This window comes from Cytobacillus firmus NBRC 15306 (assembly GCF_001591465.1).
Taxonomy (GTDB): domain Bacteria; phylum Bacillota; class Bacilli; order Bacillales; family Cytobacillaceae; genus Cytobacillus; species Cytobacillus firmus.
Window position 1 is genome coordinate 1 of sequence record NZ_BCUY01000005.1, and the last position, 13,972, is coordinate 13,972.

General features: G+C 40.0%; 13 protein-coding genes and 1 pseudogene. 10 read left to right on the forward strand and 4 right to left on the reverse strand.

Features of this window, described 5'->3' with window-relative positions:
* Nucleotides 1-4: 4 nt before the first annotated feature.
* Complete coding sequence (gene yqfZ, locus BFI01S_RS02350) at nt 5-334, reverse strand: protein YqfZ (RefSeq protein ID WP_035332699.1); 330 nt, start codon at nt 332-334, stop codon at nt 5-7.
* 148 nt (nt 335-482) lie between these two features.
* Nucleotides 483-1,253, reverse strand: a complete 771-nt coding sequence (locus BFI01S_RS02355) for a DUF1189 domain-containing protein (protein ID WP_035332701.1) — start codon at nt 1,251-1,253, stop codon at nt 483-485.
* Between the two features lie 266 nt (nt 1,254-1,519).
* Here BFI01S_RS02355 and BFI01S_RS02360 point away from each other — a divergent pair.
* The 10 genes and pseudogenes from BFI01S_RS02360 to phoU all read left to right on the forward strand — a co-directional run bounded on the left by BFI01S_RS02360 (nt 1,520) and on the right by phoU (nt 12,850).
* Nucleotides 1,520-3,128, forward strand: a pseudogene (locus BFI01S_RS02360) (Na/Pi cotransporter family protein).
* Nucleotides 3,129-3,189: 61 nt separating this feature from the next.
* Nucleotides 3,190-3,672: a DUF456 domain-containing protein gene (locus BFI01S_RS02365; protein WP_061791246.1), complete on the forward strand. Its 483-nt coding sequence runs from the start codon at nt 3,190-3,192 to the stop codon at nt 3,670-3,672.
* Nucleotides 3,673-3,868: 196 nt separating this feature from the next.
* Nucleotides 3,869-4,477 carry a superoxide dismutase gene (locus BFI01S_RS02370; protein ID WP_035332705.1) on the forward strand — a complete coding sequence of 203 codons (609 nt, stop codon included), beginning with the start codon at nt 3,869-3,871 and terminating at the stop codon, nt 4,475-4,477.
* A 148-nt stretch (nt 4,478-4,625) separates the two neighbouring features.
* The gene (locus BFI01S_RS02375; protein ID WP_061791174.1) at nt 4,626-5,843 is read left to right on the forward strand and encodes an MFS transporter; all 1,218 of its coding nucleotides are present in this window, start codon (nt 4,626-4,628) and stop codon (nt 5,841-5,843) included.
* A 129-nt stretch (nt 5,844-5,972) separates the two neighbouring features.
* Nucleotides 5,973-8,159 carry a peptidoglycan D,D-transpeptidase FtsI family protein gene (locus BFI01S_RS02380; RefSeq protein WP_061791175.1) on the forward strand — a complete coding sequence of 729 codons (2,187 nt, stop codon included), beginning with the start codon at nt 5,973-5,975 and terminating at the stop codon, nt 8,157-8,159.
* A gap of 217 nt (nt 8,160-8,376) precedes the next feature.
* Nucleotides 8,377-9,336: a PstS family phosphate ABC transporter substrate-binding protein gene (locus tag BFI01S_RS02385; RefSeq protein WP_061791176.1), complete on the forward strand. Its 960-nt coding sequence runs from the start codon at nt 8,377-8,379 to the stop codon at nt 9,334-9,336.
* A 104-nt stretch (nt 9,337-9,440) separates the two neighbouring features.
* Nucleotides 9,441-10,397 carry a phosphate ABC transporter permease subunit PstC gene (pstC, locus tag BFI01S_RS02390; protein WP_061791177.1) on the forward strand — a complete coding sequence of 319 codons (957 nt, stop codon included), beginning with the start codon at nt 9,441-9,443 and terminating at the stop codon, nt 10,395-10,397.
* Nucleotides 10,397-11,281, forward strand: coding sequence for a phosphate ABC transporter permease PstA (gene pstA / locus BFI01S_RS02395; protein WP_061791178.1), 885 nt, complete (start codon nt 10,397-10,399; stop codon nt 11,279-11,281). Before pstC ends, pstA begins: the two co-directional genes overlap by 1 nt.
* Nucleotides 11,282-11,299: 18 nt before the next feature.
* A complete protein-coding gene (pstB, locus tag BFI01S_RS02400; protein WP_061791179.1) occupies nt 11,300-12,127 on the forward strand; it encodes a phosphate ABC transporter ATP-binding protein PstB in 828 nt (275 codons plus the stop codon).
* Between the two features lie 63 nt (nt 12,128-12,190).
* Nucleotides 12,191-12,850 carry a phosphate signaling complex protein PhoU gene (gene phoU, locus BFI01S_RS02405; RefSeq protein ID WP_172581969.1) on the forward strand — a complete coding sequence of 220 codons (660 nt, stop codon included), beginning with the start codon at nt 12,191-12,193 and terminating at the stop codon, nt 12,848-12,850.
* A gap of 188 nt (nt 12,851-13,038) precedes the next feature.
* Here the strand turns inward: phoU and BFI01S_RS02410 are convergent, their stop codons facing one another.
* On the reverse strand, nt 13,039-13,521 hold the full coding sequence (locus BFI01S_RS02410; RefSeq protein WP_035332713.1) for an endolytic transglycosylase MltG: 483 nt from the start codon (nt 13,519-13,521) through the stop codon (nt 13,039-13,041).
* Complete coding sequence (locus BFI01S_RS02415) at nt 13,514-13,906, reverse strand: hypothetical protein (protein WP_035332714.1); 393 nt, start codon at nt 13,904-13,906, stop codon at nt 13,514-13,516. Before BFI01S_RS02415 ends, BFI01S_RS02410 begins: the two co-directional genes overlap by 8 nt.
* Nucleotides 13,907-13,972 lie beyond the last annotated feature (66 nt).

The window sequence follows — 13,972 nt, forward strand, 5'->3', positions numbered from 1 at the left end:
CTGATTAGTTGCCCTGACTATATTTTGGGAATTTATAGGTTTCACCGGATTTTATTTCTTCTGGCTGCATTCCATTGTTCAATTCTGCGAAGTCAGATACCAACTGGTCTATGCCAACCGGAATTGGCCCATCAAGGTTTAGTTCAATTATTGAAAGAACTGTCTCTCCCGGATTGACCTTTTTCTCAAAAAAGCCTGCGTCTGTTTCTGCAGATGGAATTGTGCCGGCCTCCATAGACGGGTTTTGCCCAGCTGGGAGTGTACCATGATTCAGGTCATAAAAAATTACGTAAATTACAAGGACTGAAAGCAATACTCCCGCAAGTTTTTTCATATTGGACAAACCTCCTGCAAATAGCATGTTTACCCAATATGTATGCTTGTCCTATCTTGCTTAGACCAACAAAAGATCTCTTTTTATTATTCTGCAGACACAAGAGAATTATTTTAATGCAAAATAAAAAACGCGCTGGGTGCACGTTTTATTTTGGGTTATGAGCAGGAACTTCCCTAATGGCAAGCAGAAGAATAATAAGGGAAACAAGCCAGTTAATAATTGCCCCGTTTTGCACGGTGGTTTGCAGGGCTGACATGATAGTAAAGAAAATGGCCGGCAAAGTAATGCTGTAGGCAGACATGCGCCATAACTGGCGGTATTCCAGTTTTTTGGCAAGAGTTTTTTTGATAAGAAGGCCTGCCAGTGCTAAAAAGGATATCTCAATAAATCGAATGCCCGCTGCAAAAATATAAATGACAATCCCTATTAAGGAAATAATAATCGGCATAAGGGATTCTGCAGAAGCAAGGAACTCGGAAAGATCACTTTTGGAAATTGTGCTGCCTGACAGCATCGAGTATGGATATGTCTGTTCCTGTCCTTCTGCACGTATGTAAACTTCATTTGTCAAAAAAGCAATCGTATTGCCGCTTTCGGTTAGAACTGAAGGATCAACTGCACCAGTCGAATCAACAATGATTGTAAAGTCATCCTTGCTGATGGTAACTGGTGCTTTTTCATCTGTGTAAAGCTGTCCATCTGTTATTTCAAAATTGGGTAATTGATTATCAATGGTTTCATCAATAGCATTGAAGCCATTCATGATTCCTGCCCCGGAATAAAATACGGTTGGTAATACTGACAGCAGGGTAAGGAAAAAAACATACAAAATAGTCTTGCCTATTCCCTGATGCCTGAATAAAGCAATATCTTTAGGAGAAAACAAACTTTTATAAAACTGAACAAAAATATTCATTTGCACACACCCTTTTTGAGATTCACATTCTTATTTTAGCCAAATTCCTAGGAGTTACAAGGGAAATACTCTTTTGGTATTAAAGCAATACTTCTTCTGTTTTTGTAATGAAACTGTAACATTAGGGGTCAATGTTAAGGTATTGTAAATTTGGCTCTGATTATATTTACTTTTATCTTGAATAACATTAATAATTGTATGGGGTTTGATGAATCATGTCGAATAAATTATAGGGGTTGAAAATTGTGGAACTAAATGTTCAGCAAATGCTTTTTGAATTTTTGGGGGGACTTGGTATTTTCCTTTACGGAATCAAGTTCATGGGTGACGGGCTCCAAAAATCAGCTGGTGACCGGCTGAGAGATTTATTAGATCGTTTTACGACAAATCCGCTAATGGGGGTATTGGCGGGTATACTTGTCACCATCCTTATACAAAGCAGCTCTGCAACTACTGTAATTACAGTTGGTTTAGTATCAGCCGGGTTCATGACTTTGCGCCAGGCGATAGGTGTAATTATGGGGGCTAATATAGGAACTACTGTTACTGCATTCATCATTGGGATTGATATCGGTGAGTATGCTCTGCCGATCATTGCTTTAGGCTCAATCCTATTGTTTTTCTTTAAAAATAAAAAAGTCAATAACTTTGGTCAAATCGTCTTTGGTTTTGGTGCGTTATTCTACGGTCTGGAATTAATGAGCGGAGGAATGAAGCCTCTTCGCACATTGGAATCTTTCCATGACTTGACCGTCAGCATGAGTTCAAATCCAATTCTGGGTGTGGTTGTCGGAACTGTGTTTACAGTTATTGTCCAGAGCTCTAGTGCCACAATTGGTATACTCCAAGGATTGTTTTCTGAAGAGCTGATTAATCTGGATGCGGCATTGCCAGTTCTGTTTGGAGATAATATAGGTACAACCATTACTGCTGTTTTAGCTGCTATTGGAGCCTCTGTTGCTGCAAGAAGAGCTGCAGCTGTACACGTACTGTTTAACTTAATTGGTACCACCATTTTCTTGATTTTATTAAAGCCTTTTACATTCTTAGTGGAAACACTGCAGGGTAAAATGGATCTAAATCCTGAAATGACAATTGCCTTTGCACATGGAATTTTTAATACGTCTAATACAATTATTCAGCTTCCATTTGTAGCTGTACTGGCGTGGATCGTGACCAAGCTCATTCCGGGTGAAGATGCGGTTGCTGATTATAAAGCAAAGCATTTGGATCCTATGTTTATTGAACAATCGCCATCGATTGCACTTGGACAAGCTAAGGAAGAAGTGCTCCGCATGGGTACATTTTCTGTACGCGGACTTGAAGAAACGGTTCAGTATTTAAAAACAGGCAATCAAAAACATTCCGATACTGCATACCAGTTAGAAGATGCAATCAATAACCTTGACCGTAAAATTACAGATTATTTGATTAAGCTCTCTACAAGCTCACTTTCAGCACATGAATCTGCTGAGCACACAATGCTGATGGATACGGTAAGAGATATTGAGCGTATCGGTGACCATTTCGAAAATGTAATAGAACTGATTGATTATAAACAGGCAAATAAAGTATCCATTACTGATTCAGCCATGGCAGATCTGGAGCAAATGTTCAAATTAACCATTTCCACCGTGAAAGAAGCTATGCAGGCACTGGATCATAATGACAAAATTGCTGCAGAGCATGTTGTAAAAAAAAGAAGAAGAGATTGACAAGATGGAAAGAAAGCTCCGCAAACAGCACATTCTTCGATTGAATGAAGGCCTCTGCACTGGACAGGCCGGCATTGTGTATGTCGACATTGTCAGCAACCTGGAGCGTATCGGTGATCACGCTGTGAATATTGCTGAAGCTGTTTTAGGGGAAGAATAAGTGGTAAAATAAGCAGGGGATGATCCCGTGCTTATTTTATTTTATTGAAGAGGTGCTGATAGTGGAGATAGTTTATTGGACACTGATTATTCTGTTGTTTATTGTCGCTTTTGCGGGGCTGGTTTTTCCAATTATACCAAGTGTGCTGTTTTTGCTGGGGGGTTTTATCCTTTATGGAGTCTTTTTTTCTTTTGAACCGTTTAACTGGCTATTTTGGACGATTCAGGGGCTGTTTGTTCTCCTGCTGTTTGGAGCTGATTACGTAGCCAATATGATTGGTGTGAAAAAATATGGCGGTTCAAAAGCTGGTATATGGGGAAGTACAATCGGCCTCTTGGCTGGCCCATTTGTCATTCCTGTACTGGGAATCCTGATTGGGCCATTTCTTGGAGCGGTTATTGCTGAACTCGCAGTTAACAGGACAAACTTTAATGATGCATTAAAGATTGGGTTCGGATCTGTAATCGGATTTGTCAGCAGCGCAGCAGCCAAAGCGGTGATCCAGGGAGTAATGATTATTTATTTTCTTTTTGTGGTTCTTTAAATAAGCAAACTCCTGCGGATAAAAAATACTAATTTGGATAATGTATATATGTAGCAAAGCATTTTGATTGAAACAAAAATCCATCTTTGGTAATCTTAATCTAAAGACCTTAGAAACATTATAAAATCTGAATTTTATAAATGATTGAATTGTTTCGGGGGCTGACCAAAACAGATACATAGGGAGGAATTTTATTATGGCATTCGAATTACCGCAATTACCTTACGCTTATGATGCATTGGAGCCAAACATCGACAAAGAAACGATGAATATTCATCATACAAAGCATCACAATACTTATGTAACAAACCTTAACAATGCTTTGGAAGGAAACGAAGAGCTTCTTTCTAAAACTGTTGAAGAAGTAGTATCCAACCTGGATGCTGTTCCTGAAGCTGCCCGTACTGCTGTACGAAACAACGGCGGCGGTCATGCAAACCATTCTCTTTTCTGGCAGATCATTTCTCCAAATGGCGGCGGAGAGCCAACAGGTGAATTAGCAGATGCCATCAGCAGCAAATTCGGAAGCTATGACAGCTTTAAAGAAGAGTTCGCAAAGGCCGCTACAACTCGCTTTGGTTCAGGCTGGGCATGGCTTGCAGTAAACAATGGTGAACTTGAAGTAACAAGCACACCTAATCAGGATTCACCATTAATGGAAGGCAAGACTCCAATCCTTGGCCTTGACGTTTGGGAGCATGCTTACTACTTAAAATACCAAAACCGTCGTCCTGAATACATCAATTCTTTCTGGAATGTTGTTAACTGGGATGAGGTTTCTAAGCGTTACAGCGCTGCAAAATAAGAAATCAGACAGCACGGCAGATTATATCTGCCGTGTTTTTAATTTGTCATATTGAATTTGCGCTGACTCTTGTGCAAATTTCTAAATCATTGCATAACCGCACTGGCTTTGTAAGAGACTACCCTTAGAACCAAAGGGGAGTTTTTTTATGAGCAGATTTAAAAAACTGATCGGTGATGTCGATTTAACAAAGGATTTAACATTGCTATTATTTATTGGCGGGCTGTATTCTTTAAGTGCTGCCCTTTCAAACACGTTTGTAAATATCTATCTCTGGAAGCAGTCTGGTGAGTTCAGTGATCTGGCTTTGTATAACCTGGCCATTGTTGTTCTGCAGCCTTTGACTTTTATTCTGGCGGGGAGATGGGCTAAGAAGATTGACCGTGTCATAGTACTGAGAATCGGGGTGATTTTTTTAGCCCTTTTTTATCTGACCGTACTGTTTATTGGAACAAACGCCTCGAACTTCTTATTGCTTCTTGGTGCTCTGCTGGGGGTAGGGTATGGGTTCTACTGGCTTGCTTTCAATGTACTCACTTTTGAAATAACTGAGCCGGAGAATCGGGATTTCTTTAATGGCTTCCTTGGAATACTAACATCCGTTGGGGGTATGATTGGCCCGATAGCAGCGGGTTTCATTATTTCAAGGATGGAAAAGTTCACCGGATATTCCGTTATCTTCGGAATTTCCCTGACCCTCTTTTCAATAGCTGTCTTTTTAAGCTTCTTTCTTAAAAGGCGGCCGGCAGATGGAAGGTATTTATTTAGAAGAATTCTTGCAGAACGAAAAAACAGCCTGAATTGGCGCATGATTACAAATGCCCACTTTTTTCAAGGGCTCAGAGAAGGAACCTTTATATTTGTCATATCAGTTTATGTCTTCATTTCAACTGGCAGTGAATTGGCTCTTGGCACATACGGTTTGGTCAACTCAAGTATATCTTTTTTAGGGTATTATCTTGTGTCAAGACTCTTGAAAAAAGAGTATCGGAAAAGAGCCATACTGATCGGCGGATTATTACTATATGCGGCCATATTCTTTATTGTATTTGATGTCACCTATCCAAAGCTGCTTATGTATGCAGCAGCCATTGCTGTAGCGTATCCTCTCCTGCTTGTGCCTTATATCTCATTAACCTATGATGTCATTGGCAGAGGGTGGAAGGCAGCGGAGATGAGGATTGAGTATATTGTCGTCAGGGAAATCTTTTTAAATGCAGGACGTATAGTATCGATTTTAAGTTTTTTAGCTGCGGTAACTTTTTTTCAGGAAGAAAAAAGCATCCCTATTCTTCTCCTGATAATAGGAGCCGGACATTCAGTCATTTATTTTTTCGTCAGAAAGGTTCAATTTCAGTCTGCATGAGAGAGGAAATCCTCTCTCTTTTTTTTGCCAATAAAATTATCTTTGTCGAAAAAGGGTTCTTTATAGAATTTATTGTTATTTTCTTTTAGAATGGGACTATGAGACTTTTTTAAAGGAAGTGTGCGTAATTTGAATAGGAAGAAAAAGAAGACCCATGTTCCTTTCCGTCTGAATATGCTCTTCTTTACTGTGTTTTTATTATTTTCTATGCTGATCCTCCGGCTTGGGATGGTTCAGATTGTTTATGGCGATGATTATAAGCGTGAGATTGAAAGAACGGAAGATGTTACAGTCAACAGTCCTGTGCCAAGAGGTAAGATGTTTGACAGAAATGGACAGGTGATTGTCGATAATACCCCGCAAAATGCCATCACTTTTACTAATAATGGCTATAAGCAGGATGAAATGCTTGAGGTGTCAGAAAAGCTGGCCAAGCTGATAGACAAAGATACCAAAAAGGTCCAGGAACGGGATAAGAAAGATTACTGGATCATGAAGAATCCTGAAAAGGCAGAAGAAAAGGTTACTAAAAAAGATAAAGAAGAACTTGAAAAGAAGTATGAGGGTAATGAAAAGGAGCTGGATAAGGCCATATATCAGCTCACTTTGGATCGGATTACAGAAGAGGAATTAAGTGAATTGACAAAAGACGATCTTGAAGTTCTTGCTATCTACAGAGAATTTACAAGCGGATATGCTTTAACACCCCAAATCGTTAAGAATAAAAAAGTAACACCTGAGGAATTTGCAGTGGTCAGTGAAAATCTGCAGGTTTTACCAGGTGTTGATACAACAACCGACTGGGAAAGATATTATGCCTTTGGAGATACTTTGAAATCAGTGCTAGGAAAAGTAACAAGCTCTGATGAAGGTCTTCCGGCTGAACAGATTGAATACTATATGGCCCGTGACTACAGCCGTAATGACCGTGTAGGAAAAAGTTATATTGAGATGCAATATGAAGAAGTACTCCACGGCCAAAAGGCAAAAGTGAAAAATATTACGGACAAAGCCGGGAATGTTCTTGAAACTATTCCCATCACAGACGGTCAAAGAGGCAAGGACCTTGTGCTGAGCATAGATATGGATCTTCAGAAGGAAGTTGAGAAAATCATTGAAGAGGAATTGCGTAAAGCCAAGGCATCATCCGGAACTGCATTACTGGACAGGGCTTATGTGGTACTGATGGACCCGCATACCGGAGAAGTTCTTTCAATGGCCGGCAAAAAGATTGTAAAGGATAAAGACACAGGCCAATCCCAAATGCAGGATGATGCATTAGGCAACATCACGACTACTTATAATGTCGGTTCAGCTGTGAAGGGTGCTACAATACTTACCGGTTATAAAACGGGGGCTATTAATCCCGGAACTGTTTTTTATGATCGTCCTTTAAAAATCAAAGTAACACCGGTAAAAAAATCCTGGAGAAACTTCGGCCCTTTAAATGATATTAATGCTCTTAAATTTTCCTCCAACGTTTATATGTTTGAAACTGTCATCAATATAGGCGGGGGGAAATATGAGTTCGAGAAGCCATTATGGATAGATAAAAAAGCGTTCAGTACTGTAAGGGAATCCTTTGCTCAATTCGGTCTTGGCGTTCGGACCGGGATTGATTTGCCTAATGAGCAAACAGGCTTTAAAGGAATGAGTGCATTGCCTGGTTTCATGCTTGACCTTTCGATTGGACAGTATGACACCTATTCCAACATGCAGCTTGCCCAATATGTTTCTGTGATTGCCAATGGCGGCAATAGGATGGAGCCTCATATTGTAAAGGAAATCCGTGAACCATTAATGGAAAATAATGAACTTGGCCCTATTGTTCAGGAGATGGAGCCAAAGGTTCTTAATAGGGTAGAACTGGAAGATGGCTGGATGGATCGTGTTCAGGAAGGCTTCCGCAGAGTCATGCAGGAAAAAGGCGGTACAGGTTATTCCTATTTTGCGGGCAAAGAGTATAAACCAGCGGGTAAAACAGGTACAGCAGAAGCCTTTTATGATGGACCTGAGCGCAGTAAATTTGGAAAAGAGCCTCCCGAGGTCATGAATCTCAGCCTTGTTGGCTATGCACCATCAGAGAACCCCGAAATTGCCATGGCTGTTTTAGTTCCATGGGCCTATCAGGGAAGCGTGGACCACGGAGCGAATAAAAAAATTGGCGAACGTGTTCTGGATGCTTACTTTGAGCTTAAAAAGGAGCGTCAAAAGAAAGGCAGCGACAGCAAAGAGTCTGTTCAAAAAGTGGAAAATATTGATGAAGTAATTGAAGGGCAGGAAGATGCCCGCAAAGAAAATGAAGAAAATGAATAAGCTTGTTGGGCTGTCTCCCTATTTAAACGGGAGACAGTTTTTTTGTCTTAGTATCTTTGATATCTAAATTTTACGTTATACCTCTAATTCGACATATTTACACAAGAATTGCTGACATTTACAAAAGCTTTACAATTAGTTAAAACCGGGTTAACAGTCAACCCTTATTCTAAATGCGTAGGACAAAACAACCAAATTTCTTAGGGGGAATTCAGGAATGAAACTTCTTAAAAAAATGAGCCTTTTACTAATGCTATCTGCCGTAATGGCATTCACTGCAGCATGCGGAGGCGAAGAAGGTACCAGCGCAAATGGAGATAACAGTGAAGCACTGGAAGGCAGTGTGGTCATAGACGGTTCTGGTACAGTTTATCCATTTATGGCACGCATGGCTGAAAATTATATGGGAGAACAGGAAAATGTCTCTGTAGAAGTCAGCCGTTCCGGAACTTCAGCAGGCTTTAAGAAATTCCTTGCCAAAGACGGAACAGATTTTAATGATGCTTCCCGCCAAATCAAAGATGAAGAGAAATCATCAGCTGAAGAGCTTGGCATTGATGTACAGGAAATGAAGGTTGCTTTAGACGGTATAACAATTGTAATTAATAAAGAAAATGACTGGGCTGCTGAACTTACACAGCAGGAAGTTGTTGATATCTTCCTTGCAAGTGCAGGAAAGAAAAAATGGTCAGATGTTCGCCCTGATTTCCCGGATGAAGAAATTCAGACATATGGTCCAAATGAAAACCATGGCACGTACGAATTTATGTTTGAGAATATTCTCGAAGAACAGGACCTTCCTGAAAATATCAACCTGCAGCAGGATTACTCAACTTTAGTGGATCTTGTATCTAAAGATAAAAATGCTATCGGATTCTTTGGCTATGGTTACTATGACAGCAACAAAGATAAATTGTCTGCAGTAAAAGTTGACTTTGGCAGCGGACCTGTTGAGCCATCATTAGATACAATCAAAGAAGACGGAGATTATGCTCCATTTACTCGCCCGGTATTCACATACCTGAATACAAATATGGCGAAAGAAAAGCCGCAAGTTCTTGATTATGCTATCTATACAATGGAAAATGCACAGGATGTTGCAGCAGAAACTGGATTTGCTCCATTATCTGATGAAGATATCCAAGCTTCTCTGGATGCTTTGAACGGATTGAAATAAAGAAGTTTTGTTATGAGAAGATGAGAGGTTTGCCTTCTCATCTTCTTGTGATGTTCATGTAAAGAGTTCTTCTTTGGATGAGAAGCCTGAAAGGGGTTTTACACTTGGCTAAAAGTACTGTTCAACACGGTAACAAAACGCTGAATGTACGAGAAATCATTCAGCAAAAGAAAAATTCTCGAAGTGTCAATAATTACACAGAAAAATTAATACCGAAAATATTATTCGGCATCGCAGCAATTTCAGTTTTCACTACTATTGGAATTGTACTTACTTTAATCACGGAAACAATCGCCTTTTTTAAAGACGTTCCTTTTATAGATTTCTTTACAGGCACTCAATTAAAGCCTTTAGGTGAAAATGCTGTCTTTGGTGTTCTGCCCTTGCTGACGGGAACAATCATTTCGACTTCAATAGCTATGCTAGTGGCTATTCCAGTGGGACTGATGACAGCCATATTTTTAAGTGAATACGCATCAGAAAGAACAAGAAAGGCATTAAAGCCTCTTCTTGAAATCCTGGCAGGTATTCCTACCATTGTTTATGGATTTTTTGCTTTTACGTTTGTAACACCTTTACTAAGATCTTTTATTCCTGGTCTTGAACCAACAAATATTTTAAGCCCCGGGATTGTAATGGGAATCATGATTATCCCAATGGTAGCTTCCCTTTCTGAAGATGCAATGAGTTCTGTGCCAAATGCGATGAGGGAAGGTGCTCTTGCACTGGGGGCAACAAAGCTTGAGGTAACCTGGAAAGTGGTTGTGCCAGCAGCCATTTCGGGTATCATTGCTTCGTTTGTGTTAGGAATTTCCAGAGCAATAGGGGAAACGATGATCGTAACCATTGCGAGCGGTAGTTCGAAAAATTTTACTTTTGACGTTACTCAATCCATGCAGACTATGACTGCTTATATTGTGGAAGTAACAGGCGGGGAAGCAGCCGCAGGAACAACCTTATATTACAGCCTTTACGCTGTTGCAATGACATTGTTTGTGTTTACGTTAATTATGAACCTTCTTGCTCAGTATATCTCTCGCAGGTTCAGGGAGGAATATTAATGAAATATGTAGATTCAGAACAAGTGCATAAAAAAATGGGCATTCGCCTGCTTGCCAATAACATGGCCAAAACCATTTTCTTCTTGGCAACCTTATTCGGTCTTGTTGTATTGATCGTTTTGATATATCGGGTCCTTGCAGATGGATTAGGATGGATAAACATAGATTTTCTAATGAATCGCTTATCGACCGATCCTGAAAGAGCCGGAATCTGGGGAGCTATAGTCGGAACCTTATGGCTGATGCTTGTTATTGCTCCTGTAACGATGATTCTTGGAGTAGGAACAGCCATTTATCTTGAAGAGTATGCAGCCAAGGGACGCATTTCTTCATTTATTAAAACGAATATCTCAAACTTGGCGGGAGTTCCGTCAGTTGTTTTTGGAATCCTTGGATTAACTGTTTTTGCAAGAGCATTAGATTTGGGTTCTGTAGTTCTCGCAGGAGGTCTCACGATGGCACTGCTGGTTCTTCCTGTTGTAGTAGTTGCCAGCCAGGAAGCAATTCGTGCTGTACCCCAATTTTTAAGAGAAGCCTCTTACGGAATGGGAGCTACAAAGTGGCAAACGATTAAAAATGTAGTACTTCCTGCTGCATTACCTGGAATCCTTACGGGGGTTATTCTTGCATTATCGCGGGCAATAGGCGAAACAGCGCCATTGGTTGTTATCGGAATACCGGCTTTGTTAATTCCTGTTCCTGATGGAATCTTTGATAAATTTACGATTTTGCCGGTACAGATTTATTATTGGACCATCGACTCTGCTCTAGTGGCAGAATATGCAAACCTGGCAGCTGCAACAATCGTTATATTATTAATTGTGTTATTCGCGATGAACTCAATAGCCATCTTAGTTCGGAACAAGTTCCAAAAAAGATATTAGCCTGGGAGGTTTTCTAAAATGCCTGTAGTGACAGAAAAAACAAATCCAAATGTAAAAAAAGGAAGCATAGCTCCAAATTCAGCAGAAAACAAAAAAGTTGTTTATAATACAAAAGATCTCAACCTTTGGTATGGTGAAGGCCATGCGTTAAAAAATATCAATTTAGCCATTAATGAAAATGAAGTAACAGCAATTATCGGACCATCAGGATGCGGTAAATCCACATATATTAAAACGCTGAACCGCATGGTTGAACTTGTGCCTTCAGTAAAAATTTCCGGCGAAATCTTATACCGGGAGCGTAATATTCTTGATAAATCATTTAAAGTGGAGGATTTAAGAACAAATGTGGGGATGGTTTTTCAAAAGCCAAATCCATTTCCAAAGTCCATTTATGAAAATGTAGCATATGGACCGAAAATTCATGGTATCCGCGATAAAAAAATCCTTGATGAGATTGTTGAGAAAAGTTTGAGGGGTGCCGCCATCTGGGACGAAGTTAAAGATCGTCTGAATCAGAATGCGTACGGCCTATCCGGCGGGCAGCAGCAGCGACTTTGCATTGCACGCTGTCTTGCAATTGAACCGGATGTCATCTTAATGGATGAGCCTACATCTGCACTTGACCCTATCTCTACATTAAAAGTAGAGGAGCTGGTACAGGAGCTTAAGGAAGAATTCAGCATTATTATCGTTACTCATAATATGCAGCAGGCAGCACGTATTTCTGATAAAACAGCTTTCTTCTTAAACGGTGAAGTAATCGAGTTTGCCGATACAGATAAGATATTCTCTACCCCATCAGATAAGCGGACTGAAGATTATATTACTGGACGATTCGGCTGATCTGTTATACTGGTTGTTTTAAAGAGTTAATCATTACTAATAGGATGAAGGGGGATTACAATGATGGCAGTACGTGAAAGGTTTGAATATGATCTGCAGGAGCTTCAAAAAATGCTTGTAGAAATTGGCAATTTTGCAATGGAGGCCCTGCATAGATCGGTTGAAGCGCTTGAAACCCAAAACATTGAATTGGCACTTGAAATCATTGATGACGACAATCAGGCTGATATTCTATATGAGGAAATAAATGATTTAGCCATTCTTTTAATTGCTAAACAGCAGCCAGTGGCTATTGACCTCCGCCGCATCATTGTAGCTATAAAGATCGCAACAGACATTGAAAGAATTGCAGACTTTGGTGTGAATATTGCGAAGTCCACCATACGGATTGGGTCAGAACCGCTAATTAAGCCGATTGAACATATAAAGAAAATGTATGAAATTTCAACTGAAATGCTGCGTCTATCACTGGAAGCCTTCACTGAAGAAGATACTTCAAAAGCCAAAAAAGTTGCCGATATGGATGATCAGGTCGATGACCTCTATGGTGAAACCATTAAAGAGCTGCTGCAAATCAATCTGCAGAAACCGGAATACCTGCCGCAGATCACCCAGCTTTCATTTATTTGCCGCTATTTAGAAAGAGCAGCTGACCATGTTACGAATATTTCTGAGCATATTTTTTATTTGGTTAAAGGACGCCAGTATGATTTAAATAATTAACAAGAAAAGCGGAAGCGCCTTGCCCACGAGGAGCGCAGACTAAGGTCGCCACGTCCTGTGGCAACGTCTGCATGACCCGCATCCTCTAAAAAAGCTGTCGCTTTTGGTCCTGCGATGATTATGCTGACGAAGCCTTCCTTGTCTGCGGGCCTCTATACAGTAAAAAAGCTAAAAGGAATCTTATCCTTTTAGCTTTTTGTTATGATTTTAGCAATTTCTTTATAGCTCATATTTTGGGTCAGTTCAAATGTGCCCAGCTGTATTTTTTTGCTGAACCCGTATTCCTCCAGGTAATTGCCGAAGTCTGCTGCCTGATCGATAACACTTGCTTTTTCAAGCAATGCTGCGATTTCCCCGGGTGTCATGCCTCTTTCAATGGTTAGCTTATAGACTTTCTGAGACTCTTCTTCTTGCTCCGTATTTTCCTCAGCAGGTTCTTCTTTTACTTCTTTTTTCTCATCTTGGTCTTTGGCTTCCGTCTGCTGCAAGAGGGCATATTCTTCGTCTGTTAATACTGTATAGCCATTTGCCTGCAGAAGTTTTTTTGCGCTGTTTTCATCCATTATTCTCTGTTCCGATTGCTCCGGTTTATTTAAAAAGTAGGCTGTGCCAAAAGCTATGACAGCAATAAGGATGCCAAATGCAAATGCCCGGGTATTTCTTTTATTCATAGGAATGGCCCCTAAATTTCATTTCTGTTTGAATGGTCCTTACTTCTTCAGGAGAGAGCGATGATTGTCTTGCAATTTGTTCTACTGACAGCCCTTGCCTGGTCAGCAGCATCACCTGATTTTTTATAATTTCATGAACTTCCCTTTTTTCAGCAGAATGAATAGAAGATTCTGCAGGAACGTGCTGAATAAAGGGTTCATCCGCCACCAGCAGTTCTTCTTCCAATACTTTTAATTTCTTTTTAATCTGATACATTTCCTGAATTTGCTGCATGGACATTTGGTCCATTTCATCGCGCAGCTCTTTATAAGGATCTCTCAAGAACACTGAAAGAATTAATAGTCCTATAGATATTATCAATAATGACAGCAAGATTGATTCCAATAAAAGTCACCTCTAATTCATTGCACAGAAGTATTTTACCATCAAAATTGACAAATTTCGATATAT